Origin of the sequence: Kosakonia sp. S57, assembly GCF_016516575.1 — a bacterium.
Lineage (GTDB): Bacteria > Pseudomonadota > Gammaproteobacteria > Enterobacterales > Enterobacteriaceae > Kosakonia > Kosakonia cowanii.
Map to the genome: position 1 here is coordinate 29,548 of NZ_JACVUL010000004.1, position 23,039 is coordinate 52,586.

Consider the following 23,039-nt stretch of genomic DNA (forward strand, 5'->3'; position numbering starts at 1 on the left):
AACGCTGTTTTGATCAACAATAACACCACCTGTTTCACCTGACCTCAACGGCAAGGAGTCGGTCATGAAAAAAGTGGCGGTATTGTTAGCGCCGGGTTTTGAAGAAGCGGAAGCGATTATCACCATTGATATTTTGCGCCGCTTAGAGATTGAAGTAGAGACGCTGGCCTGCGCGGATTCCCGCGCGGTGGTCAGCTATCACGCCATTCCCATGGTGGCAGACAGCACCTTGCCAGAGCGGCAAGGGATGCTGTTTGAGGCCATCGTCCTGCCCGGCGGGCCGCAGGGCAGTGTCAACCTCGCGGCCAGTAGCGACGTCGTGCAATTTATTAAAGCCCACGATGCGGCGGGTAAACTGATCTGCCCCATCTGCTCCGCCGCTGCGCGCGTACTGGGCGGCAATAATCTGCTGAACGGGCGTCGGTATGTTTGCTCCGGCGATCTCTATCAACAGGTGCGCGACGGTGAGTATGTCGATGCGCCTGTCGTTGAGGATGGCAACCTGATCAGCGGCAAAGGGCTGGGACACGCTTTCGACTTCGCTTTCACCCTCGCAGCGCGCCTGTTGGGCGACGAAAAACCCGTTCGCGATCACGCCGATCACATCTACTACCGCTGGTAATCGTTTCGCCCGGCCGCACCCTGCGGTCGGGTACAAGGATAAGCTGGCTGACGTTATGGATTATCCTGCTTTCACCCTTGCGATTTGTCTGACAAAAGCCGCTGACTTTATGGCTAAATCCGCTGAATTTATGTACGGAATTACTGTAATTCAGCCGTGTGATGCCGCTCTCCTATGGAGAATCAATTTCCCGCTAAAACTATTTCCAGCACAGATGTCCATCTGATGCATGGGCGCTAATGCCTTGTTTTTTGAACTTTTAACAATACCAATTATTTCTGTTCCCTACATAAAAGCGTGTTTAAGCCGGAGTTTACCATGCACAAATTCACTAAAGCGTTGGCGGCCATCGGCCTGGCTGCCGTTATGTCACAATCCGCTATCGCTGAAACCATGAAGCTCGGGTTTCTGGTTAAACAGCCGGAAGAACCCTGGTTCCAGACTGAGTGGAAATTCGCTGACAAAGCGGGCAAAGAGTTAGGTTTCGAGGTGATTAAAATCGCCGTCCCGGATGGCGAGAAAACCCTGAACGCCATTGATAGCCTGGCGGCCAGCGGCGCGAAAGGGTTTGTCATCTGTACGCCGGATCCGAAACTGGGTTCCGCTATCATGGCGAAAGCACGCGGTTACGACATGAAAGTGATCGCCGTCGATGACCAGTTCGTCAATGCCAAAGGCAAGCCGATGGACACCGTTCCGCTAGTGATGATGGCCGCCAGCGAAATCGGCGCGCGTCAGGGCGAAGAGCTCTATAAAGAGATGCAAAAACGCGGCTGGGATGTGAAAGAGACCGGCGTGATGGCCATTACTGCGAACGAACTCGACACCGCCCGTCGCCGTACCTCCGGCTCGATGGACGCGCTGAAAAAAGCCGGCTTCCCGGAAAAACAGATCTACCAGGTGCCGACCAAATCTAACGATATCCCCGGCGCATTCGATGCCGGTAACTCCCTGCTGGTACAGCACCCGGAAGTGAAACACTGGCTGGTGCTCGGTATGAACGATAACACCGTGCTGGGCGGCGTGCGCGCCACCGAAGGCCAGGGCTTTAAAGCGGCAGATGTGATTGGCATCGGTATTAACGGTGTCGATGCGGTGAGTGAGCTGTCGAAAGGGCAGGCCACCGGCTTCTATGGCTCCCTGCTGCCAAGCCCGGACGTACATGGCTACAAAACCAGCGAGCTGCTCTACAACTGGGTGACCAAAGGCGTTGAGCCGCCGAAGTTCACTGCGGTGACCGATGTGGTGCTGATCACCCGCGATAACTTCAAAGAAGAGCTGGCGAAGAAAGGACTGTAAGGCTCTGTCGGTTGCGCTCCCCGTGTAAACGGGGAGCCTGTCGTACCCTCAACTGCTTCACGGAGACGTTATGCAACACTCCACTCCCTATCTCTCGTTTCGCGGCATCAGCAAAACCTTTCCCGGCGTCAAAGCGCTGAGCGATATCACCTTTGACTGTTATGCCGGGCAGGTGCACGCGCTGATGGGCGAAAATGGCGCGGGGAAATCCACCCTGCTAAAAATCCTCAGCGGTAACTACGCGCCCACCGGCGGCACGCTGGCGATTAAAGGTGAAGAGGTGGTGTTTAGCGACACCACTGCGGCGCTGAATGCCGGTGTGGCGATTATCTATCAGGAGCTGCACCTGGTGCCGGAGATGACTGTCGCGGAAAATATCTACCTTGGTCAACTGCCGCAAAAAGGCGGCATTGTGAACCGCTCGCTGCTCAACTACGAAGCGGGCCTGCAATTACAGCATCTGGGGCTGGATATCGATCCCCAGACGCCACTTAAGTATCTCTCTATCGGTCAATGGCAGATGGTGGAGATTGCCAAAGCGCTGGCGCGCAACGCCAAAGTGATCGCCTTTGACGAACCGACCAGCTCGCTTTCGGCACGTGAAATCGACAATCTGTTCCGCGTGATCCGCGAACTGCGCAAAGAGGGCAGGGTGATCCTCTATGTTTCCCACCGCATGGAGGAGATTTTTGCCCTCAGCGACGCCATTACCGTGTTTAAAGATGGTCGCTACGTGCGCACCTTCAGCGATATGCAGCAGGTCAACCACGATCAGCTGGTGCAGGCAATGGTTGGCCGAGAGCTGGGCGATATCTACGGCTGGCAGCCGCGCCCCTGTGGCGAAGAGCGTTTGCGCCTGGAGCAGGTGAAAGCGCCGGGCGTACGCACGCCCATCAGCTTAAGCGTGCGCAGCGGCGAAATCGTCGGCCTCTTCGGTCTGGTCGGTGCCGGGCGCAGCGAACTGATGAAAGGGCTGTTCGGCGGGACGAAGATTACCGAAGGGCAGGTCTTTATCGATGGCGAAGCGATCAACATCCAGAAACCGGCCCACGCCATTCGCGCAGGGATGATGCTCTGCCCGGAAGATCGTAAAGCCGAAGGGATTATCCCGGTGCACTCGGTGCAGGAGAACATCAATATCAGCGCCCGGCGCAAATACATTCGCGCAGGCTGCCTGATTAACGATGGCTGGGAGAGCGAGAACGCCGCGCACCATATTCGCGCGCTCAATATCAAAACCCCCGGCGCCGAACAGCTGATTATGAATCTCTCCGGCGGCAACCAGCAGAAGGCGATCCTCGGTCGCTGGCTGTCGGAGGAGATGAAAGTGATCCTGCTTGATGAGCCGACGCGCGGTATTGATGTGGGTGCCAAGCATGAGATCTACAACGTGATATACGCGCTGGCCGCGCGTGGCGTCGCCGTGCTCTTTGCTTCAAGTGACTTACCCGAAGTGCTCGGCGTTGCCGACCGCATCGTGGTGATGCGCGAAGGGGAGATTGCCGGTGAGGTGTTACACGGTCAGGGTGATGAACAGCAGGTGTTGAGCCTGGCTATGCCAAAAGTGAGCCAGGCGGTCGCCTGAGTGAGGAGAATACGATGTCATCTTTAACAACGGCCCGCGCGCCGAAAAAGTCGCCCTTTAGCGTCGGGCGCATCTGGGATCAGTTTGGCATGCTGGTGGTCTTCGCGGTGCTGTTTATCGGCTGCGCGGTGTTTGTGCCGAACTTCGCCTCCTTCGTCAATATGAAGGGGCTGGGGCTGGCGATCTCAATGTCCGGGATGGTCGCCTGCGGCATGCTCTTCTGCCTCGCCTCCGGCGATTTCGATCTCTCGGTCGCCTCGGTGATTGCCTGCGCCGGTGTGACCACGGCGGTGGTGATTAACCTTAGCGAAAGCTTGTGGATTGGCGTCGCCGCTGGTCTGCTGCTCGGTGTGGTCAGCGGCTTTATTAACGGCTTCGTTATTGCCCGCTTAAAGATCAACGCCCTGATTACCACCCTTGCGACCATGCAGATTGTGCGCGGGCTGGCCTATATCATCTCTGATGGTAAAGCGGTCGGCATCGAAGATGAGCGCTTCTTCGAGCTGGGTTACGCAAACTGGCTGGGCTTGCCGGCGCCAATCTGGCTGACGGTCGGCTGTCTGATTATCTTCGGCTTCCTGCTTAACCGCACCACCTTTGGCCGCAATACGCTGGCGATTGGCGGTAATGAAGAGGCGGCACGGCTGGCGGGTGTGCCGGTGGTACGCACCAAAATCATCATCTTTGTGCTTTCCGGGCTGGTCTCGGCTGCGGCAGGGATTATTCTTGCTTCGCGTATGACCAGCGGACAGCCGATGACCTCTATCGGTTATGAGCTGATTGTCATCTCGGCCTGCGTATTGGGTGGGGTTTCGCTCAAGGGCGGCATAGGAAAAATCTCGTATGTAGTGGCAGGTATTCTGATTCTTGGCACCGTTGAGAACGCCATGAACCTGCTGAATATCTCCCCCTTCTCTCAGTACGTCGTACGCGGTCTGATCCTGCTGGCAGCAGTGATCTTCGACCGTTACAAGCAGAAAGCGAAGCGCACGGTATAACGCTAACTGCTTAAATTATCGACACAACCTTTTAGTGTAATTCCCCCTTTAACCAGCCGCTAATGCGGCTGGTCTTTCATTGTTAAAATGGCGAGCAGCGTCACACTGTCTATACTTACATGGCTAATGATAATGGGGCCGTAGATTAATAACGGCTCACACGATGACTGTAAGGAGGAAACAAGGGTGGACGACGCGTTATCAAAACCGCCTCTCTTTTCCGGTGATTTTGCCTTTTTTTTCGATTTGGATGGCACCCTCGCTGATATTAAACCGCGCCCGGATGATGTTTTTATTCCGGAACAGGTGCTGACCAGACTTTCATTGCTTGCAGAGATGAATAACGGCGCGCTGGCGTTGATTTCAGGGCGCTCCATTAGCGAGCTTGATGAGCTCGTTAAACCGTATCGTTTCCCGCTTGCCGGTGTTCACGGCGCAGAGCGGCGCGATATCACAGGTCAAACTGAACGGGTGACATTGCCGAAAGAGGTGCTTATTCCGCTGGAGCAGGCGCTTCGGCAAGGGCTGGCGTCGCTTGACGGCGTCGTGCTGGAAACCAAAGGGATGGCATTCGCACTGCACTATCGCCAGGCACCGCAGCATGAAGATGCGGTCTTTGCCCTGGCACAACAGATGGTTGACACCTTCCCGCAGCTGGCCATGCAGCCTGGCAAATGTGTGGTTGAGCTGAAACCTTCCGACATTCATAAGGGCGCGGCCATTGAAGCCTTTCTGCGCACGCCGCCCTTCACCGGCAGGAAACCGGTGTTTCTTGGTGACGATCTTACTGATGAGCATGGTTTTGAAACCGTCAATAAACTGGGCGGTATCTCGATTAAAGTCGGTTCAGGCGAAACCCACGCCCAGTGGCGGCTGAACGACGTTCGCGATGTTCATGACTGGTTGGAACGTATGTCCGAGTATCAAAAACAAGAAGAAAAGGCGCTAACAAACAGGAGAGATGGCTATGAGTCGCTTAGTCGTAGTATCTAATCGAATTGCACCGCCTGATGATAAAAAAGCCAGTGCTGGCGGACTGGCAGTCGGTATTTTGGGCGCACTGAAAGCCGCAGGCGGCGTCTGGTTTGGCTGGAGCGGCGAAATCGGCGATGAAGATCAACCGTTGAAAGAGGTGAGCAAAGGGAACATTACCTGGGTTTCCTTCAATCTCAGCGAAGAGCATCACGAGCAGTATTACAACCAATTCTCTAACGCCGTGCTGTGGCCCGCTTTCCACTACCGTCTTGACCTGGTGAAATTCCAGCGCGAAGCGTGGGATGGCTATCAGGAAGTGAATGCCTTACTGGCTGATAAGCTGGTGCCGCTGCTGAAAGAGGATGACATCCTCTGGATCCACGACTATCACCTGCTGCCGTTTGCCAGCGAGCTGCGTAAACGCGGCGTAAAAAATCAGATTGGCTTCTTCCTGCACATTCCTTTCCCGACGCCGGAGATTTTCAACGCGCTGCCGCCGCATGCGGAGCTGCTGGAGCAGCTGTGCGATTACGATCTGCTCGGCTTCCAGACTGAGAGCGACCGCACCGCGTTTCTCGACAGCGTGTCGATGCAGACGCGTCTCAGCACGCGTAACAGTAAAGAGCACATGGCGTGGGGCAGAAATTTCCGTACCGAAGTCTACCCAATCGGTATTGAGCCGAATGAGATCGCTCAGCAGGCATCCGGCCCGCTGCCGCCTAAGCTTGCGCAGCTGAAAGCCGAGCTGAAGAATGTGAAGAACATCTTCTCTGTTGAGCGTCTGGACTACTCCAAAGGGTTGCCGGAGCGTTTCCTCGCCTATGAGACGCTGCTGGAGAAATTCCCCGAGCACCACGGCAAAATCCGCTATACGCAGATTGCGCCGACCTCGCGCGGCGAAGTGCAGGCTTATCAGGATATCCGTCACCAGCTGGAGACAGAAGCGGGGCGCATTAACGGTAAATATGGCCAGCTTGGCTGGACGCCGCTCTACTACCTCAACCAGCATTTCGATCGCAAAGTGCTGATGAAGGTCTTCCGTTACGCCGAAGTGGGTCTGGTCACGCCATTGCGTGACGGGATGAACCTGGTAGCGAAAGAGTATGTGGCGGCGCAGGATCCGGAAAACCCGGGTGTGCTGGTGCTGTCGCAGTTTGCCGGTGCGGCGAACGAGCTGACCTCCGCGTTGCTGGTCAACCCTTACGATCGTGACGATGTGGCTGCGGCGCTTGACCGTGCGCTGCGCATGCCGCTGGCAGAGCGTATTTCGCGCCATGCGGAGATGCTGAAGATCATTCAGGAGAATGATATCGACCACTGGCAGGAGAGGTTTATCAGCGACCTAAAGCAAATCTCGCCACGTAGCGCGCAGAGCGAGCTACAAAACAAAGTGGCGACCTTCCCGAAACTGGCTTAAGCCGTAAAATAGAACGCTCTCGCAGAATCGGGAGCGTTTTTTTATCCTTCCAGTGACACCAGCAGCACATCCACTTCACTCGTCTTCACAATACTCTTCGCCGAACAGGCCGCGCGCGCGAAAAATGTCTGGTTGTGATTGCCGCATATCACCAGATCGACACCCCTGGTACGACAGACATGGGATATATGTTCAGATAATTCGCCCGTGGCGATAAGCGTCTGTTCAATCGGATAATGTGCACTGGTTACAAGTTCGTTAAGAAACTGTTGCAATTCTTCCTGCAGCAGAGTTCGGACACTCTCCATCATGGGCGCAGCAAGCTGATTATAGAGTTCAGGGTCGGCGGCAAAGGTAATTAACGTGATGCGGGCGTGAGAAGGGCGAGCAATATCAATCGCTTTGGCGAGCAGCTGACGACTTTCGGGTGTCATCGCTACCGCAACCAGAAGATGCGCGTAGGCCATTGCGTTCTCCACGGGTATTCCAGTTTTTCTCACCATTACTCTGTTTCACGTTCCAGTGCAAGCCACAAACATTGCTGCTCTGTGAAGGTAATCATAAATATTCATTAATTTTTCTTACGTAACAGAGCGTACATATAATAAGCAAGTTAACGAAAATTGAATACCTAACTGAAATTTAAAGAATATATCGCTGAATTCCTCCGCCGATCATCAGGCTCATTAACGAAATTGAAATGGTTACTTAAGTCAACTAATTAGCCACACTAAAATCTTAACTCGTTGTTTTGTAAGTATATTTATTTATGTGTCTGCAATAGATACGTTTTGCTGAATCGAGCCATTCCAGCACGTCATACCTCTGACCAGTCGCGGTTTTTAGCCCCTGGTACTGCATGAGTATTCGTACTAGTGGAATAAAAAAGGGTGCAATCGAGTAATAAAACATCAAATCACAAGCGAGACTGATAGATTTCTGATCAATAATCACGTAAATTATGTGACGTGGATCACAAAAATTTCAAATTCCCGCTCTGTTCAGATTGTATGTCTCAGCACCTACGAGTACAGTTGCGTCGAATTAGGAAAAATCTTAGTTCTTTGTAAGAAATGATTAAGAGAGCAGCAAGGCATTAACATCTCAACGAAGCGCCTTGCTTGCGAGATCCTGAGTCAGTTATGCATTTAGCCTTTCTTTTTTATACCGGGTTTTTTCCCGGCGACATCACGGGGTGCGGCTTAGCCGCATAAGATTCAAGTTGGTTATTCTGGATGGGAAAAATGCATACATCCGAGTTGCTGAAACACGTTTACGATATCAATCTGTCATATTTACTCCTTGCTCAGCGTCTTATTAGCCAGGACAAAGCCTCCGCCATGTTCCGTTTAGGGATCAATGAAGAGATGGCAAACACGCTGGGTGAGTTAACCCTGCCACAAATGGTGAAACTGGCTGAAACCAATCAGCTTATTTGTCAGTTCCGTTTCGACAATCATCAGACCATCACTCGTCTGACCCAGGAATCGCGTGTGGATGACTTGCAGCAAGTCCATACCGGAATTTTGCTTTCAACCCGCCTGCTCAACGAATCATCTAAAAACGGCGACGCGGCCAGGAAGAAAAGGGCTTAACTATGAGTGAGAAAAGCATTGTTCAGGAAGCACGCGATATTCAGTTAGCAATGGAACTGATTACGCTGGGTGCGCGTTTACAGATGCTGGAGAGTGAGACGCAGCTTAGCCGCGGTCGTCTTATCAAACTCTATAAAGAGTTGCGTGGTAGCCCGCCGCCGAAAGGCATGCTGCCATTCTCCACCGACTGGTTTATGACCTGGGAACAAAACATCCATGCGTCGATGTTCTGCAACGCCTGGCAGTTTCTGTTAAAAACCGGTCTGTGCAGCGGCGTTGACGCAGTCATTAAAGCTTACCGACTCTACCTCGAACAGTGCCCTCATTCGGATGAAGGCCCGCTTCTGGCGCTGACTCGCGCCTGGACGCTGGTCCGTTTCGTGGAAAGCGGAATGCTGGAGTTGTCGCGCTGTAACTGCTGCAGCGGTAACTTTGTTACCCATGCTCATCAGCCCGTTGGTAGCTTTGCCTGCAGTTTATGCCAGCCGCCGTCTCGCGCGGTAAAAAGACGTAAACTTTCGCCGGAAGCTGCCGATATTATTCCACAACTGCTGGAAGAACAGATCGATCAGGCTGTTTAACCGAATCAGGTGGAATCAAAACTCCAGCAGCGGTGCTTTAATGCCGCTGCTTTTTTTTGCCCGCCGTTCGTGAAAACCCTCCGAAATGTTTCTCTTAAGCCTTAGTCATTAGCAGAAGGATGATGTCGTGCTTATCGTATTAGGTTACCTGATAGTAGTTGGTGCAGTCTTAGGCGGTTATATGATGACCGGCGGTCACCTTGGGGCACTGTATCAACCCTCTGAACTGATTATTATCGGCGGGGCGGGTGTGGGTGCATTCATTGTGGGCAACAACGGCAAAGCCATCAAAGGCACAATGAAAGCGTTGCCGCTGCTGTTTCGCCGCTCTAAGTACACCAAAAGTATGTATATGGACCTGCTGGCGCTGCTCTATCGCCTGATGGCGAAATCACGTCAGCAGGGGATGTTCTCCCTCGAAAGAGATATCGAGAACCCGAAAGAGAGCGAGATTTTCGCCAGCTACCCGCGCATTCTGGCCGACGCCACCATGCTCGAGTTTATTGTCGATTACCTGCGTCTCATCATCAGCGGCAACATGAACACCTTCGAAATCGAAGCGCTGATGGATGAAGAGATCGAGACCCACGAGAGTGAAGCAGAAGTGCCTGCTAACGCCCTCGCGGCGGTCGGCGATTCGCTTCCGGCGTTCGGTATCGTTGCAGCGGTAATGGGCGTAGTTCACGCACTCGCTTCGGCGGATCGTCCGGCGGCAGAGCTGGGCGCACTGATTGCCCACGCGATGGTGGGGACATTCCTTGGCATCCTGCTGGCGTACGGTTTTATCTCGCCGCTGGCAAGCGTGCTGCGCCAGAAAAGTGCGGAAACCGCCAAGATGATGCAGTGCGTCAAGATTACGCTGCTGTCGAACCTGAACGGTTATGCACCGCCGATCGCGGTCGAGTTTGGTCGTAAAACGCTTTACTCAAGCGAGCGTCCATCGTTTGTCGAGCTGGATGAGCACGTACGTGCTGTCCGCAACCCTAACCAACAGACGACAACCGAGGACGCATGAAAAATCAGGCCCATCCTATCGTCGTAGTTAAACGTAAAAAACATAAAGGCCATGGTGGCGGCGGTCATGGCTCGTGGAAAATCGCCTATGCCGACTTTATGACGGCGATGATGGCGTTCTTCCTTGTTATGTGGCTGATCTCCATCTCCAGCCCGAAAGAGTTGATTCAGATTGCGGAGTATTTCCGCACGCCACTGGCAACAGCGGTCACCGGTGGGCCGCGTATTTCGAATAGCGACAGCCCCATTCCGGGCGGTGGCGATGACTACACACAGCAACAAGGCGAAGTGCAAAAACAGCCGAATATTGATGATTTGAAACGACGCATGGAGCAGTCGCGCCTGAGCAAACTGCGCGGCGATCTGGACCAGTTGATCGAAGCGGATCCGAAGCTGCGCGCCCTGCGCCCGCATCTGAAGATCGATCTCGTACAGGAAGGGCTGCGCATCCAGATTATCGACAGCCAGAACCGGCCGATGTTTAAAACCGGCAGCGCGGAAGTCGAGCCTTACATGCGCGATATTTTACGGGCGATTGCCCCGGTGCTTAACGGCATCCCGAATAAAGTGAGTCTTTCCGGTCATACCGATGATGCCCCGTACGCCAACGGCGACAAAGGGTACAGCAACTGGGAGCTCTCAGCCGATCGTGCAAACTCATCGCGCCGCGAGCTGGTTGCCGGTGGGCTGGATGATGGCAAGGTAATGCGTGTTGTCGGCATGGCCGCCACCATGCGCCTGGTCAACCGCGGACCTGATGAAGCCATCAACCGCCGAATAAGTCTTTTGGTGCTCAACAAACAGGCAGAAGCGGCCATTCTGCATGAGAACGCCGAGAGTCAAAGTGCGCCAATAAGCGCCATTACACAGCCTGAGCCCGCAGAGCCGGCAGCCCCCGCGCCAGCCCCTGCGTCTCCGGTAGCAGTTCCCACATCGCCACAAGCCAATCCGAGGTGATAGCGTGAGCATGGATATTAGTGATTTTTACCAGACATTCTTTGATGAGGCCGACGAACTGTTGGCCGATATGGAACAACATTTATTAGATCTGGTGCCGGAAGCACCTGATTCAGAACAGCTCAACGCCATCTTCCGCGCCGCTCACTCTATTAAAGGTGGTGCGGGAACGTTTGGCTTTACCATTCTGCAGGAAACCACGCACCTGATGGAGAACCTGCTGGATGAGGCACGGCGTGGCGAAATGCAGCTTAACACCGACATTATCAACCTGTTTTTGGAAACCAAAGATATTATGCAAGAACAGCTCGACGCCTATAAAAGCTCGCAAGAGCCGGATGCTGCCAGCTTCGAATATATCTGCAACGCTCTGCGCCAGCTGGCGCTGGAAGCGAAAGGCGAAGCCGCTCCGGCTGCCGGCAGCGCGAAGCTCTCTGTGGTTGAAAGCACCGCGCAGGCTGTCGACGCTGCTCCTGCTGCGGCGAACGACGGCAAATTGCGCGTCGTACTGTCACGCCTGAAAGAGAGCGAAGTTGCTCTGCTGGAAGAGGAGCTGGGTAACCTCGGTACGCTGAGCGATGTGGTCAAAGGCAGTAATAGCCTGAGCGCCACCATCGATGGCGGTCTCGGTGAAGATGACATTATTGCGGTGCTCTGCTTTGTTATCGAAGCAGACCAAATTGCCTTTGAAAAAGCCGCTGCGCCCGCCGCCGTTGACACGGTTGCCGACGCTGCTGCGCCAGAAGAAGAGGCCGAAGCCGCGGTTCCTGCCGTTCAGGCTGCTGCTGCACCGGTACTGAAAGCGGTAGCTAAAGAGGCGCAGCCTGCCGGACGTGAAAAACCGGCGCGCGCCGCCAGTGAGTCCACCAGCATCCGCGTAGCAGTTGAGAAAGTTGACCAACTGATTAACCTCGTCGGCGAACTGGTGATCACCCAGTCAATGCTGGCCCAGCGCTCCAACGAACTGGATCCGGTGACCCATGGCGATCTGATCACCAGCATGAGCCAGCTGCAGCGCAACGCCCGCGATCTGCAGGAATCGGTAATGTCGATTCGTATGATGCCGATGGAGTATGTCTTCAGCCGCTTCCCGCGTCTGGTTCGCGACCTGGCGACCAAGCTGGATAAACAGGTAGAACTGACCCTGCAGGGTAGCTCGACCGAACTCGATAAGAGCCTGATCGAACGTATTATCGATCCATTAACGCACCTGGTGCGTAACAGCCTCGACCACGGTATTGAAACGCCGGAAAAACGCGTTGAAGCGGGCAAATCGCCGATTGGTAACCTGATCCTCTCCGCAGAGCATCAGGGTGGCAACATCTGCATCGAAGTGACCGATGATGGTGCTGGCCTTAACCGCGACCGTATCCTTGCCAAAGCGCTTTCTCAGGGCATGGCCGTGAGCGAAAGCATGACCGATGAAGAAGTTGGCATGCTGATCTTTGCTCCGGGCTTCTCTACCGCCGAGCAGGTGACGGACGTCTCCGGCCGCGGCGTGGGCATGGACGTGGTGAAACGTAACATCCAGGAGATGGGCGGCCACGTTGAGATCAAATCGAAGCAGGGCACCGGTACCACTATCCGTATCCTGCTGCCGCTGACGCTGGCGATCCTCGACGGCATGTCAGTGAAAGTGAATAACGAAGTCTTTATCCTGCCGCTCAACGCCGTTATGGAGTCGTTGCAGCCGCGCGAAGAAGATCTGCATCCGCTGGCGGGCGGCGAGCGCGTACTGGAAGTACGTGGCGAATACCTGCCGCTGGTTGAGTTGTGGAAAGTGTTTGACGTGGCTGGGGCAAAAACCGAAGCCACGCAGGGAATTGTTGTCATTCTGCAGAGCGCAGGTCGTCGCTATGCGCTGCTGGTCGATCAGCTGATTGGTCAGCACCAGGTGGTGGTGAAAAACCTGGAGAGCAACTATCGCAAAGTGCCGGGGATTTCTGCCGCCACCATCCTTGGTGATGGTAGCGTCGCGCTGATTGTGGACGTCTCAGCGCTGCAGGGATTGAATCGTGAACATCGTATGGCGCACACAGCCGCCTGATTTAGTTAAGAAGGTATAAAACATGACCGGTATGAGTAATGTAGCAAAACTGGCGGGCGAGCCATCAGGTCAGGAGTTCCTGGTCTTCACTTTGGGCGATGAAGAGTACGGCATCGATATTCTCAAAGTGCAGGAAATTCGTGGCTATGATCAGGTTACCCGCATCGCCAACACCCCTGATTTCATCAAGGGCGTCACCAACCTGCGCGGCGTGATCGTGCCTATCGTCGACCTGCGCGTGAAGTTCAGCCAGGGCGAAGTGGAATATAACGAAAACACCGTGGTGATCGTGCTGAACCTTGGTCAGCGTGTGGTCGGTATCGTGGTTGACGGCGTTTCCGACGTACTGTCGCTCGCCTCCGACCAGATCCGCCCGGCACCGGAATTCGCCGTGACCCTGTCGACCGAATACCTGACCGGCCTCGGCGCGCTGGGCGACCGTATGCTGATCCTGGTAAACATCGAAAAACTGCTCAACAGCGACGAAATGGCGCTGCTGGACATCGCGGCAACCCACGTCGCGTAACGCATCAGGCGGGTGAAGCTCTTCACCCGCCCGTTTTTCCCTCTGCTTTTCCCACTTCAGTTACCCTTAAGTGACTATTCAACCTTCCTAACTGCATGATTTTGCGGTGATATCATATATGGTGATATTTATCACAAATTCAGACATATATTTGTTACATTTTTAGCGATTTCACCCCGGTTTCGTCATTAATCCTCTGATGCGATTCATTAAAAATGCTTACCAGTCCGTTACATTTTATCGCCCGGATAAAGTGGTTGGTTTTCAGCGCCTCATCTAAATTTCAGTTAAACCTCTTTTTTCGACTGATTTTATTGACTCTTTTCCGGCCGTCCCATTGATTGGGCAATGCGGCGCGCGCGGGAACGCTGGAGATGACATATGAACAGAAAACTTCTTTATGTACTGGCTGGCGGCGCGTTAATGGTGGCCGGACAAAGTGCCTGGGCGGTCACCAGTAGCGGGACGATTGGCGCAACACTGACCCTCACGAATGGGTGTCTGATTAACGGCTCGCCGAGCCAGAACGGTATCAACTTCGGTACCCTCGATTTTGGTACCCACCCGGCAACCTTCTCCCAGCTCACCACGCAGCTGACCGGCGCCAACGGCGGTAACAGCTTCACGGTGCAGTGCACCACCACCGACTACACCGTGCAGGTCACCGGCAATACCAACTCCACCGCGCCGGGTAACGTCGTCGGTACACCGGGCACACCGGCTCGTTATCTGGTCAATACCGCCGACACCACGCGTGGCGTGGCATATAGCCTCTATAGCGATAGCGGCTTCAGTAACGTTATCGCCAACAACACCAATATTCCTCGCGCCTCAACTTCCGGCGGCGTTGATAACTACACCCTTTATGGCCGTATCACCGGCGGCGGCAACAGCGTCACCGTGGTGCCGGGCACCTACACCGACGTGATTAACGTGAGCGTCACGTACTAAACCTCCGCCGATGAAAAGGGAGAGCGTGCGCGCCGCCTGGCAGGGTGGCCGGGCAGTGCTGCGCGCATTATCAGGAGGAGTGGTGCTGGGTATTCTGGCGCAACCGGCTGCGCTGGCGGTCACGACGCAAACCTTTACCGTCGGCGCAACGATTACGCCTGGTTGCGCCGTGGTCACCGGCAGCGGCGCGGCGCTCGGCACGCTCAATTTTGGCACCCGTTCGGGCGTGGAAAAGGGGCAGGTGACCAGCGCGTTTGTCCCTAACGCCTCCCTCTCACTCGGTTGTACGCCCGGCGTGGCGCTCAGCATGAGTATCAGCGGCGGCAACTACTATTCGACGGTGCGCAATATGCAGCGCAGCGGCGGCGTAGAGCGGGTGCCGTACCGCCTCTACACCAGCAGCACGCTGGCACCCAATACGGAAATCGGCGTCAACCAGCCGGTTCCGGTCACCATCACCGATAGCAATAATATTTCGCTCGCCATCTTTGGCGCAGCGCAGCTCACCGGCTTCAGCCCGGCGGGAACCTACAGCGATCAACTCACCGTGACGTTGTCATGGTGATAAGGGAGAGGGAATGAATGTCAACCTGGGCCGCCGCGCGGCAGGATGTATGCTGGCGGGGGCGTTGACCCTTGCAGCGGGAAACGCGCAGGCCGCGGCCACCATTCTGATCTGGCCGATCGATCCCTGGCTGGATGCAACCACCAAGGCCACCGAGTTGTGGATCCAGAATCAGGGCGAAACCCCTACCACCATGCAGGTGCGTATTGTTCGCTGGACGCAAGATGGCGGGCTTGAGCGTTACCAGCAGCAGGGCGATGTGGTCGCCAGCCCACCGATTGTGCAGATAGCACCCGAGAGTAAGCAACTGATCCGCCTGATTAAGCAGGCTGCGATCCCGGCCGGTAAAGAGCAGGCTTACCGCATCATTGTCGATGAGATCCCGCAGCCGGACGATCCGAACAAACCGAAGATTGGCCTCAAGCTCCAGATGCGCTACTCGATCCCGCTGTTTGTCTATGGGCAGGGCGTTAAGACGGAGGCCGAAGGGGCGCACCACGCCTTTGTACAACCGGCAAAATTGCACTGGCGCGTGGTGCGTGAAGGCGGCCAGGCGCAACTGGAAGTGCGCAATGAGGATGATATCCACGTGCGGCTGAGCAAAGTGCGCGTGCGTCAGGGAGGGCAGATGCGGCAGGTCGCCGACGGGCTGTTAGGGTATGTGTTGCCGCACAGTGCCCGGCGCTGGCCTCTGCCTGCCGGGGTGAGCAATCCATCGGCGCTGGAGGCATCGATTAACGCACGGGATGAGCAATGGCAGTCGTCAGCAGGAAACTGATTATTGCAGCCGCAATAATGTTACCCGGCACCGCCGCCTGGGGGCAGCCGGGAGATGATGGTTTACCGCCGCCGCCGGATGCGCAGAGCATCAACCAGCAGGCGGAGTTTCACCTCGCGCTGGTGATCAACTACTACGATACCCAGCAGGTGGTGCCGGTGACGCGGCGGCTCAACGATTTTTTCCTTAAGCGTGCCGATCTGCTCCACGCCGGGCTGCCGCCGGATCATCTGCCCGAGGGCGAGGTCAATGTGTCTGCGCTGCCCAACGTGCGTGTGGAGTATGACAGCGCCGGGCAGCGCTTGCTGCTGTTTGTCCCGCAGGAGTGGGTTCCGGCACGCTATACCTCGTTTAATGAGGGCGGCCGACGCAGCGAGCCAAAGTATGGCCGCGGCGCGGTGCTCAACTACGACCTCTATACCAGCACCACCGAACACATTGGCAGCCAGGCGGCGCTATGGAATGAGTTTCGCTTCTTTACCGGCAATGCGGTCTTCTCCTCTACCGGCGCGCTGCGCCAGACGCTCAGCGGCTCGCTGCGTCAGCGGGAGGGCTACATGCGCTATGACACTTCGCTGATGTTTAATAACGAAGAGGATGCCACGCAGTGGGAAGTAGGGGACGTCATCTCGGAAGCCCTTAGCTGGAGCAGCAGCGTGCGCGTCGGCGGTATTCGTTACGGGCGCGACTTCACATTACGTCCCGATCTCGTCACCTGGCCGCTGCCCTCCTTCTCCGGCGAAGCGGCGGTGCCAACTTCGGTTGACCTGTTTATTAACGGCTATCGCGCCGGTAACCGGCAGCTACAGCCGGGGCCGTTTACCCTGACCAACATGCCCTATATCAACGGCGCGGGAGATGCGGTGCTGGTCACTACCGATGCCCTCGGGCGGCGCGTCAGCACCACGCTGCCGTTTTATGTCGCCAGCGAGCTGTTAAAGCCGGGGCTGAGCGATGGGGCGATCACCATCGGTTCGTTACGCCGCAACTACGGCATTGAAAATTTTGATTACGGCCCGCTGGTGGGCAGCGGCTCATACCGTTATGGCGTCACCGACTGGTTAACGCTGGAGGGGCACGCCGAAGGAGCACAATCGCTGACGCTCGGCGGCGCAGGTGCGGTTGTGCGGCTGGGCCGCCTCGGCGTGGTGAACGGTGCCTGGACCGAGAGCCGCATGTTCGGCGATGCGGGCAACCAGCTGAACTGGGGTTATCAATACAACACCAGCCTGTTTAGCATCAACACTCAGCACAGCCGCCGCAACCGCGAGTTTGGCAACCTGGCGCTCTACGATCAGCGCGCCAGCTACGATGATATGCGCCAGAACGGGCGCTGGCCGGTCGCCAGCTACAGCCGCAATACCGACCAGTACTCTCTCTCTTTCAACATGGGCGACTTTGGCAATATTGGCGCGGCGTGGATCGGCGTGCGCAGTTTTGACAACCAGAAAACTGAACTGCTGAACCTCTCCTGGAGCCGCAATCTGTGGGGCTCCAGCAGTATGAACCTCGCCGCCAGCCGCGATAATCAGCGCGGCGACTGGACCTTTGGCCTCTCGGTGCAGATCCCGATTGGCGAGCGTGACAGCGCCGCCTTTAGTATGGAGAGAACCCCGGATGCCGGTTCGACGCAGCGCGTGAACTACAGCCATGCAATGCCCACCGACGGCGGCCTGAGCTGGAATATGTCGCTGGCGCACCAGTCGCAGGCGCGAAGTTACCAGCAGGGCACGCTGGGCTGGCGCAATAACAATATCGAATTGCAGGGCGGTGGCTATGGCGAACGCGGCAAGATGACCTGGTGGGGGGAAACGATTGGTGCCGTGGTGCTGATGGATGGTCAGCTGTTTGCCGCGAACCGCATCAACGACGCCTTCGCGGTGATCAGCACCGGCGGCAATGCCGGCGTACCGGTCAATTATGAAAACCAGCCGGTGGGCGTAACGGATAAGAATGGCTACCTGCTGGTGAGTGGCGTGTCGGCCTACTATCCGGCGAGTTACAGCATTAACACCCTGAACCTGCCTGCCGATACCCAGCTTAAGAATACGGAGCGCAAAGTCGCGTTACGCCGCCAGAGCGGTTACCTGATTGAGTTCCCGATGGTGCAGGAGCGCGTCGCCAGCGTCATCCTCCATGATGAGCAGGGGCTGGCAATTCCGGTTGGCAGCCAGGTGGAGCGCCGCGGTAAAGCGCCTGCGGTAGTGGGGTATGACGGTATCGCCTGGCTGGAGAATCTTGAGAACATCAACCCGCTCATTGTCCGCCTGCCGGAAGGGGGGGAGTGTAAAACCGAGTTCACTCTTAGCGCCAACCCCGAACATAAATTGCAGACCTACGGGCCGCTTACCTGCCAGAGGAATCCATAATGCGTCGGCTACTTTTTCTGTTTCTACTGCTCTGTGCAGCCCCGGCCTGGTCGGCCTGTACAGTCAGCACCGTTAATGCCGCGTTCGGCACCGTCACTTCCTTTGTCCTTAACGCCGGGGCGCAAACTACCACCGGAAGGTTAGTGGTGCGTTGTGATGCGATACTCAACCTGCTAACCAACGACTCCATCACCCTAACGCTGACGGGAGCAACGGTGACGGCAACCAACCGGGCGGCAATGAAGCGCAGTGATAACGCCACTATCACCGATACGATTCCGGTGCGGCTCTGCGGCCAGGCCAACTGCGCCAACAACAGTGAAATAAACATCGGTGGTAACAGTTACACCTGGAGCGGTGCGGCGCTGCTTGAGCTGCTCGGCTCGCGCACCTATAGCTTACCGCTCTACTTTATGACGGTGCCGGGGCAAAATGTCAGCGCCGGGCCTTACCAGGTGACGCTTAACTTTAGTGTCGCCTACGATGTCTGTGCCAACGGCGTGCTTGGCATCTGTTTCTCTTCGCAGAAAGGCACGGCGCTCACCAGCCTGCTGTTAACCGGCACCATCACCAATGATTGCACCACCATCAGCGCGCCGAATGTTAACTTTGGCAGCGCGCCGCTGGTGCGAAATTTCCCCACTGTTTCGCAATCTGTCTCCATTACTTGCACTAAAGGAAGCAGTTACACTGTCGGCATTAATAACGGTCTCTATGCCAACGGCAGCGTGCGTAATATGGCGAGCGGCACTAATCGTCTCAGTTATGAGATTTACAAAGCTGGCACCACCAGCCGCTGGGGCAGTATCGGTGCGGAGCGCTGGGCCAGCAGTGCCTCATCGCAGATGAGTGCTGATGGGCTGCTGCGCACCTACAACTACACCGCGCAGGTGCTGACAACGCAGACGACGCCGCCTGGCGGAACCTACAGCGATACCTTAACGGTGGATATTGTGTTTTAAGCGCAAATTTATTTCCTTTTCGCAAATGTAAAGTTCCCAGGCCGGATGCCGATAACACCGTTAATAACTCATCAATAAGGTGTTTGTTGCATGTTGAACCGTATCCGCGTCGTTACTCTGCTTATGAGTGTGCTGGTGGTCTTTGCCCTGCTTCAGCTTGTCTCTGGCGGACTCTTTTTTTCGTCGCTTAAGCAGAACCAGCAAAGTTTTGCGGTCTCTAACGATCTGCGTATGCAACAAACAGAACTGGGCAAAGCCTGGGAGCTGATGCTGCAAACGCGTATCAACCTGAGCCGCTCCTCCGCGCGGATGTTGCTCGACCCGAACAACCAGCAGAGCAGTGCCAAAACCGATCTGCTTAACAGCGCGAAAGCATCGTTGGCCGATGCTGCCAAACATTACGATGCTTTCCGCCAGCTGCCAGCCATGCCGGAGATGGATAGCGCGCGTCAGGCCCTTGATGAGAAATACCAGACCTACCATAACGCCCTGAGCGAGCTGGTGCAGTTCCTTGAAAGTGGCAATATGAACAGCTTCCTCGCCCAGCCGACCCAGGGGATGCAAAACGCCCTCGGCGCGGCGATGAGCAACTACGCCGCCCTGAGCGACAGCCTCTACCGTAATGCCTGGGAGCAGAGCGTCAGCGACTACACCTTCGCCAAATGGCAGATGGCGATCCTCGCCCTGGCGCTGGTGATTGTGCTGGCCGGCGTCTGGTATGGCATCCGCCGTATTCTGCTCTCGCCGCTCTCCTCGGTGATTGCCCATATCCGTGAAATCGCAGGCGGTAATCTTGCCCATACGCTGCGCATTGATGGCCGCAGCGAAATGACCGAGCTTGCGCAGAGTGTTGATCATATGCAGACCGCGCTAATCGACACCGTGACTAACGTGCGTCAGGGGTCGGATGCGATCTACTCCGGCACCAGCGAAATCGCCGCCGGGAATAACGATCTCTCCTCGCGTACCGAAGAGCAGGCCTCTGCGCTGGAGCAAACCGCTGCCAGCATGGAAGAGCTGACCGCAACGGTGAAACAGAACGCTGAAAATGCCCGTCAGGCTTCGCTGCTGGCGCAGAGCGCCTCCGAAACCGCCGAGCGCGGCGGCAAAGTGGTCGATGGCGTGGTTAAAACCATGCATGAGATCGCCAACAGTTCGCAGAAAATCGCCGATATTATTAGCGTTATCGACGGCATTGCGTTCCAGACCAACATCCTCGCCCTTAACGCGGCGGTGGAGGCGGCGCGCGCCGGTGAGCAGGGTCGCGGCTTTGCGGTAGTTGCCGGCGAAGTGCGCAATCTGGCCAGCCGAAGTGCGAACGCCGCCAAAGAGATCAAATCTTTAATTGAAGATTCTGTCTCCCGTGTCGATACAGGTTCTGTACTGGTTGGAAGTGCAGGGGAGACGATGCTCGATATCGTCAACGCGGTAACGCGCGTCAATGACATCATGGGCGAGATTGCTTCCGCCTCTGATGAGCAGAGCCGCGGTATCGATCAGGTGGCGCTGGCCGTCTCCGAGATGGACCGCGTCACCCAGCAGAACGCCTCGCTGGTGCAGCAGTCCGCTGCTGCTGCGGCGGCGCTGGAGGAGCAGGCAAGCCGACTGACGCAAGCCGTTTCCGCCTTCCGCCTGACCGCGACGGCGGGTAAAGCGCAGGCCGCACGGCAACCGGCGATGAGCGCGACGCTTGCTCCGGCACGCAGCCGGGCGGTTGCCGCCGGGAAAGAAGAGAACTGGGAAACGTTTTAAGCAGGGTTGCAACGCCGGGCGGTGACGCCCGGTATCAGAATAAAGATGAAAAATATGTCACACCACAAAAGTGGCACCGCCAAAAGCCGTGCTCGTTGCATCCTGAACTGAGTTGAGAAGGCGCTATGACAACATCTATCCCTAACGGGCAAACGTCATCAATATTGCAGCAGATGACCCAGCGCCTGGCGCTCTCCGATGCGCATTTCCGTCGGATATGCCAATTAATTTACCAGCGCGCCGGGATCGTTCTTGCCGATCATAAACGCGACATGGTTTACAACCGCCTCGTTCGCCGCTTGCGTACGCTGGGGTTAGATGATTTTGGCCGCTATCTGAGCATGCTGGAAGCGAACCAGAACAGCGCCGAGTGGCAGGCGTTTATCAACTCACTGACCACCAACCTCACCGCGTTTTTCCGCGAAGCGCACCACTTTCCGGTGCTGGCTGAGCATGCGCGTAAGCGCACCGGCGAGTATCGCATCTGGAGCGCGGCGGCCTCGACCGGGGAAGAGCCCTATTCGCTGGCGATCACCCTCGCCGATGCGCTGGGCATGGCACCAGGCCGCTTTAAAGTCTTTGCCAGCGATATCGACACCGAAGTGCTGGAGAAGGCACGCAGCGGCATCTACCGGCTTGATGAGTTGAAAACGCTCTCGCCGCAGCAGATGCAACGCTACTTTATGCGCGGCACCGGGCCGCACGCGGGTCTGGTGCGCGTACGCCAGGAGCTGGCGAACTATGTTGAGTTCACCACCCTCAACCTGCTGGATAAGCAGTACAACGTTCCGGGACCGTTTGACGCGATCTTCTGCCGTAACGTGATGATTTATTTTGATAAAACGACGCAACAGGACATTCTGCATCGTTTCGCTCCGCTGCTTAAACCGGACGGATTACTGTTTGCCGGGCATTCGGAGAATTTCAGCAACCTCGTGCGCGAGTTTAGCCTGCGTGGGCAAACAGTTTATGCGCTGAGTAAGGATAAAGCATGAGTAAAATCAGGGTGTTGTCCGTCGATGATTCCGCATTGATGCGGCAAATCATGACCGAAATTATCAATAGCCACAGCGATATGGAGATGGTGGCAACCGCGCCGGATCCGTTAGTGGCGAGGGATTTGATTAAGAAATTCAATCCGGATGTCTTAACCCTGGACGTGGAAATGCCGCGCATGGATGGGCTGGATTTTCTTGAAAAACTGATGCGTCTGCGTCCGATGCCGGTGGTGATGGTCTCCTCGCTGACCGGTAAAGGCTCAGAAGTGACGCTGCGCGCGCTGGAGCTGGGGGCGATTGATTTCGTCACCAAACCACAAATCGGCATTCGCGAAGGCATGCTGGCCTACAGCGAAATGATCGCTGAGAAAGTCCGCACCGCATCGCGCGCCCGTATCGCGGCGCATAAACCGATGCCGGCACCGGCAACCTTAAAAGCCGGTCCGCTGCTTAGCTCGGAAAAATTGTTGGTGATTGGCGCGTCAACGGGCGGAACAGAGGCAATTCGCCATGTACTCCAGCCATTGCCGCTCTCAAGTCCGGGTATTCTGATTACGCAGCACATGCCGCCGGGCTTTACCCGCTCGTTTGCTGAACGCCTGAATAAGCTCTGTCAGATCAGCGTGAAAGAGGCAGAAGACGGCGAACGTGTATTACCAGGGCACGCGTACATTGCGCCTGGTGATAAGCATATGGAGCTGGCCCGTAGCGGTGCCAACTACCAGATTAAAATTCACGATGGTCCGCCGGTAAACCGGCACCGGCCATCGGTTGATGTGTTGTTTCATTCGGTGGCGAAACATGCGGGGCGCAACGCCGTGGGAGTTATTCTCACGGGCATGGGCAACGATGGCGCCGCCGGGATGTTAGCGATGCACCAGGCGGGCGCCTGGACCATCGCACAGAACGAAGCAAGTTGTGTGGTGTTCGGCATGCCGCGTGAGGCCATCAATATGGGTGGCGTCAGCGAAGTGGTCGATCTTAGCCAGGTAAGCCAGCAGATGCTGGCGAAAATCAGTGCCGGACAGGCAATACGTATTTAACGAGG

21 protein-coding genes are annotated in these 23,039 nt (G+C 56.0%); 20 read left to right on the forward strand and 1 reads right to left on the reverse strand.

Annotated elements, in window-relative coordinates:
• Positions 1-64 precede the first annotated feature (64 nt).
• The 6 genes from IAE48_RS04845 (at position 65) to otsA (ending at position 6,896) form a co-directional block, all read left to right on the forward strand.
• A complete protein-coding gene (locus tag IAE48_RS04845) occupies positions 65-622 on the forward strand; it encodes a DJ-1 family glyoxalase III (protein WP_200133653.1) in 558 nt (185 codons plus the stop codon).
• A 318-nt stretch (positions 623-940) separates the two neighbouring features.
• Complete coding sequence (locus IAE48_RS04850; RefSeq protein WP_023480146.1) at positions 941-1,921, forward strand: arabinose ABC transporter substrate-binding protein; 981 nt, start codon at positions 941-943, stop codon at positions 1,919-1,921.
• A gap of 70 nt (positions 1,922-1,991) precedes the next feature.
• Positions 1,992-3,506, forward strand: coding sequence for an L-arabinose ABC transporter ATP-binding protein AraG (araG, locus tag IAE48_RS04855; protein ID WP_124968026.1), 1,515 nt, complete (start codon positions 1,992-1,994; stop codon positions 3,504-3,506).
• A gap of 14 nt (positions 3,507-3,520) precedes the next feature.
• Entirely contained in the window at positions 3,521-4,504 is a 984-nt protein-coding gene (araH, locus tag IAE48_RS04860; RefSeq protein ID WP_023480059.1) for an L-arabinose ABC transporter permease AraH, read from the forward strand.
• A 186-nt stretch (positions 4,505-4,690) separates the two neighbouring features.
• Positions 4,691-5,497, forward strand: coding sequence for a trehalose-phosphatase (gene otsB, locus IAE48_RS04865; protein ID WP_200133654.1), 807 nt, complete (start codon positions 4,691-4,693; stop codon positions 5,495-5,497).
• A complete protein-coding gene (otsA, locus tag IAE48_RS04870) occupies positions 5,472-6,896 on the forward strand; it encodes an alpha,alpha-trehalose-phosphate synthase (protein ID WP_076770072.1) in 1,425 nt (474 codons plus the stop codon). The genes otsB and otsA overlap by 26 nt, the downstream gene beginning before the upstream one ends.
• A 41-nt stretch (positions 6,897-6,937) precedes the next feature.
• Here the strand turns inward: otsA and uspC are convergent, their stop codons facing one another.
• The gene (gene uspC, locus IAE48_RS04875) at positions 6,938-7,363 is read right to left on the reverse strand and encodes a universal stress protein UspC (protein ID WP_094420767.1); all 426 of its coding nucleotides are present in this window, start codon (positions 7,361-7,363) and stop codon (positions 6,938-6,940) included.
• A 777-nt stretch (positions 7,364-8,140) separates the two neighbouring features.
• On the opposite strand from uspC, the gene flhD reads away from it, so the two are divergent.
• The 14 genes from flhD (at position 8,141) to IAE48_RS04945 (ending at position 23,034) form a co-directional block, all read left to right on the forward strand.
• Positions 8,141-8,491, forward strand: a complete 351-nt coding sequence (flhD, locus tag IAE48_RS04880) for a flagellar transcriptional regulator FlhD (protein WP_023480187.1) — start codon at positions 8,141-8,143, stop codon at positions 8,489-8,491.
• 2 nt (positions 8,492-8,493) lie between these two features.
• Positions 8,494-9,072, forward strand: coding sequence for a flagellar transcriptional regulator FlhC (gene flhC, locus IAE48_RS04885; RefSeq protein WP_042714166.1), 579 nt, complete (start codon positions 8,494-8,496; stop codon positions 9,070-9,072).
• Positions 9,073-9,199: 127 nt separating this feature from the next.
• Positions 9,200-10,087, forward strand: a complete 888-nt coding sequence (motA, locus tag IAE48_RS04890) for a flagellar motor stator protein MotA (protein ID WP_094420765.1) — start codon at positions 9,200-9,202, stop codon at positions 10,085-10,087.
• Entirely contained in the window at positions 10,084-11,043 is a 960-nt protein-coding gene (motB, locus tag IAE48_RS04895; protein WP_023480067.1) for a flagellar motor protein MotB, read from the forward strand. The genes motA and motB overlap by 4 nt, the downstream gene beginning before the upstream one ends.
• A 10-nt stretch (positions 11,044-11,053) precedes the next feature.
• Positions 11,054-13,090 carry a chemotaxis protein CheA gene (gene cheA, locus IAE48_RS04900; protein ID WP_225975770.1) on the forward strand — a complete coding sequence of 679 codons (2,037 nt, stop codon included), beginning with the start codon at positions 11,054-11,056 and terminating at the stop codon, positions 13,088-13,090.
• Between the two features lie 22 nt (positions 13,091-13,112).
• The gene (cheW, locus tag IAE48_RS04905) at positions 13,113-13,616 is read left to right on the forward strand and encodes a chemotaxis protein CheW (protein WP_023480148.1); all 504 of its coding nucleotides are present in this window, start codon (positions 13,113-13,115) and stop codon (positions 13,614-13,616) included.
• A gap of 381 nt (positions 13,617-13,997) precedes the next feature.
• On the forward strand, positions 13,998-14,567 hold the full coding sequence (locus tag IAE48_RS04910) for a spore coat protein U domain-containing protein (protein WP_094420761.1): 570 nt from the start codon (positions 13,998-14,000) through the stop codon (positions 14,565-14,567).
• Between the two features lie 10 nt (positions 14,568-14,577).
• A complete protein-coding gene (locus tag IAE48_RS04915) occupies positions 14,578-15,132 on the forward strand; it encodes a spore coat U domain-containing protein (RefSeq protein ID WP_200133655.1) in 555 nt (184 codons plus the stop codon).
• A gap of 49 nt (positions 15,133-15,181) precedes the next feature.
• On the forward strand, positions 15,182-15,910 hold the full coding sequence (locus IAE48_RS04920) for a molecular chaperone (protein ID WP_370568961.1): 729 nt from the start codon (positions 15,182-15,184) through the stop codon (positions 15,908-15,910).
• Positions 15,886-18,279 (forward strand): fimbria/pilus outer membrane usher protein, encoded by a 2,394-nt coding sequence (locus IAE48_RS04925; RefSeq protein ID WP_200133657.1) that lies wholly within the window; start codon positions 15,886-15,888, stop codon positions 18,277-18,279. Before IAE48_RS04920 ends, IAE48_RS04925 begins: the two co-directional genes overlap by 25 nt.
• On the forward strand, positions 18,279-19,241 hold the full coding sequence (locus tag IAE48_RS04930) for a spore coat U domain-containing protein (protein WP_200133658.1): 963 nt from the start codon (positions 18,279-18,281) through the stop codon (positions 19,239-19,241). Before IAE48_RS04925 ends, IAE48_RS04930 begins: the two co-directional genes overlap by 1 nt.
• 90 nt (positions 19,242-19,331) lie before the next feature.
• Positions 19,332-20,993, forward strand: coding sequence for a methyl-accepting chemotaxis protein II (gene tar, locus IAE48_RS04935; protein ID WP_200133659.1), 1,662 nt, complete (start codon positions 19,332-19,334; stop codon positions 20,991-20,993).
• 125 nt (positions 20,994-21,118) lie between these two features.
• On the forward strand, positions 21,119-21,988 hold the full coding sequence (gene cheR, locus IAE48_RS04940) for a protein-glutamate O-methyltransferase CheR (RefSeq protein WP_023480021.1): 870 nt from the start codon (positions 21,119-21,121) through the stop codon (positions 21,986-21,988).
• Positions 21,985-23,034, forward strand: coding sequence for a chemotaxis response regulator protein-glutamate methylesterase (locus IAE48_RS04945; RefSeq protein WP_023480154.1), 1,050 nt, complete (start codon positions 21,985-21,987; stop codon positions 23,032-23,034). Before cheR ends, IAE48_RS04945 begins: the two co-directional genes overlap by 4 nt.
• Positions 23,035-23,039: the final 5 nt, after the last annotated feature.

What these genes read in the sequence shown, in the direction of transcription:
- cheR (WP_023480021.1), top strand. Translation starts at nt 21,119, where the DNA reads ATGACAACATCTATCCCTAACGGGCAAACGTCATCAATATTGCAGCAG.
- IAE48_RS04850 (WP_023480146.1), top strand. Translation starts at nt 941, where the DNA reads ATGCACAAATTCACTAAAGCGTTGGCGGCCATCGGCCTGGCTGCCGTT.
- IAE48_RS04930 (WP_200133658.1), top strand. Translation starts at nt 18,279, where the DNA reads ATGCGTCGGCTACTTTTTCTGTTTCTACTGCTCTGTGCAGCCCCGGCC.
- IAE48_RS04915 (WP_200133655.1), top strand. Translation starts at nt 14,578, where the DNA reads ATGAAAAGGGAGAGCGTGCGCGCCGCCTGGCAGGGTGGCCGGGCAGTG.
- motB (WP_023480067.1), top strand. Translation starts at nt 10,084, where the DNA reads ATGAAAAATCAGGCCCATCCTATCGTCGTAGTTAAACGTAAAAAACAT.
- flhD (WP_023480187.1), top strand. Translation starts at nt 8,141, where the DNA reads ATGCATACATCCGAGTTGCTGAAACACGTTTACGATATCAATCTGTCA.
- araH (WP_023480059.1), top strand. Translation starts at nt 3,521, where the DNA reads ATGTCATCTTTAACAACGGCCCGCGCGCCGAAAAAGTCGCCCTTTAGC.
- cheA (WP_225975770.1), top strand. Translation starts at nt 11,054, where the DNA reads ATGGATATTAGTGATTTTTACCAGACATTCTTTGATGAGGCCGACGAA.
- cheW (WP_023480148.1), top strand. Translation starts at nt 13,113, where the DNA reads ATGACCGGTATGAGTAATGTAGCAAAACTGGCGGGCGAGCCATCAGGT.
- tar (WP_200133659.1), top strand. Translation starts at nt 19,332, where the DNA reads ATGTTGAACCGTATCCGCGTCGTTACTCTGCTTATGAGTGTGCTGGTG.
- IAE48_RS04920 (WP_370568961.1), top strand. Translation starts at nt 15,182, where the DNA reads ATGCTGGCGGGGGCGTTGACCCTTGCAGCGGGAAACGCGCAGGCCGCG.
- IAE48_RS04910 (WP_094420761.1), top strand. Translation starts at nt 13,998, where the DNA reads ATGAACAGAAAACTTCTTTATGTACTGGCTGGCGGCGCGTTAATGGTG.
- IAE48_RS04925 (WP_200133657.1), top strand. Translation starts at nt 15,886, where the DNA reads ATGGCAGTCGTCAGCAGGAAACTGATTATTGCAGCCGCAATAATGTTA.
- flhC (WP_042714166.1), top strand. Translation starts at nt 8,494, where the DNA reads ATGAGTGAGAAAAGCATTGTTCAGGAAGCACGCGATATTCAGTTAGCA.
- IAE48_RS04845 (WP_200133653.1), top strand. Translation starts at nt 65, where the DNA reads ATGAAAAAAGTGGCGGTATTGTTAGCGCCGGGTTTTGAAGAAGCGGAA.
- araG (WP_124968026.1), top strand. Translation starts at nt 1,992, where the DNA reads ATGCAACACTCCACTCCCTATCTCTCGTTTCGCGGCATCAGCAAAACC.
- otsA (WP_076770072.1), top strand. Translation starts at nt 5,472, where the DNA reads ATGAGTCGCTTAGTCGTAGTATCTAATCGAATTGCACCGCCTGATGAT.
- IAE48_RS04945 (WP_023480154.1), top strand. Translation starts at nt 21,985, where the DNA reads ATGAGTAAAATCAGGGTGTTGTCCGTCGATGATTCCGCATTGATGCGG.
- uspC (WP_094420767.1), bottom strand. Translation starts at nt 7,363, where the DNA reads ATGGCCTACGCGCATCTTCTGGTTGCGGTAGCGATGACACCCGAAAGT.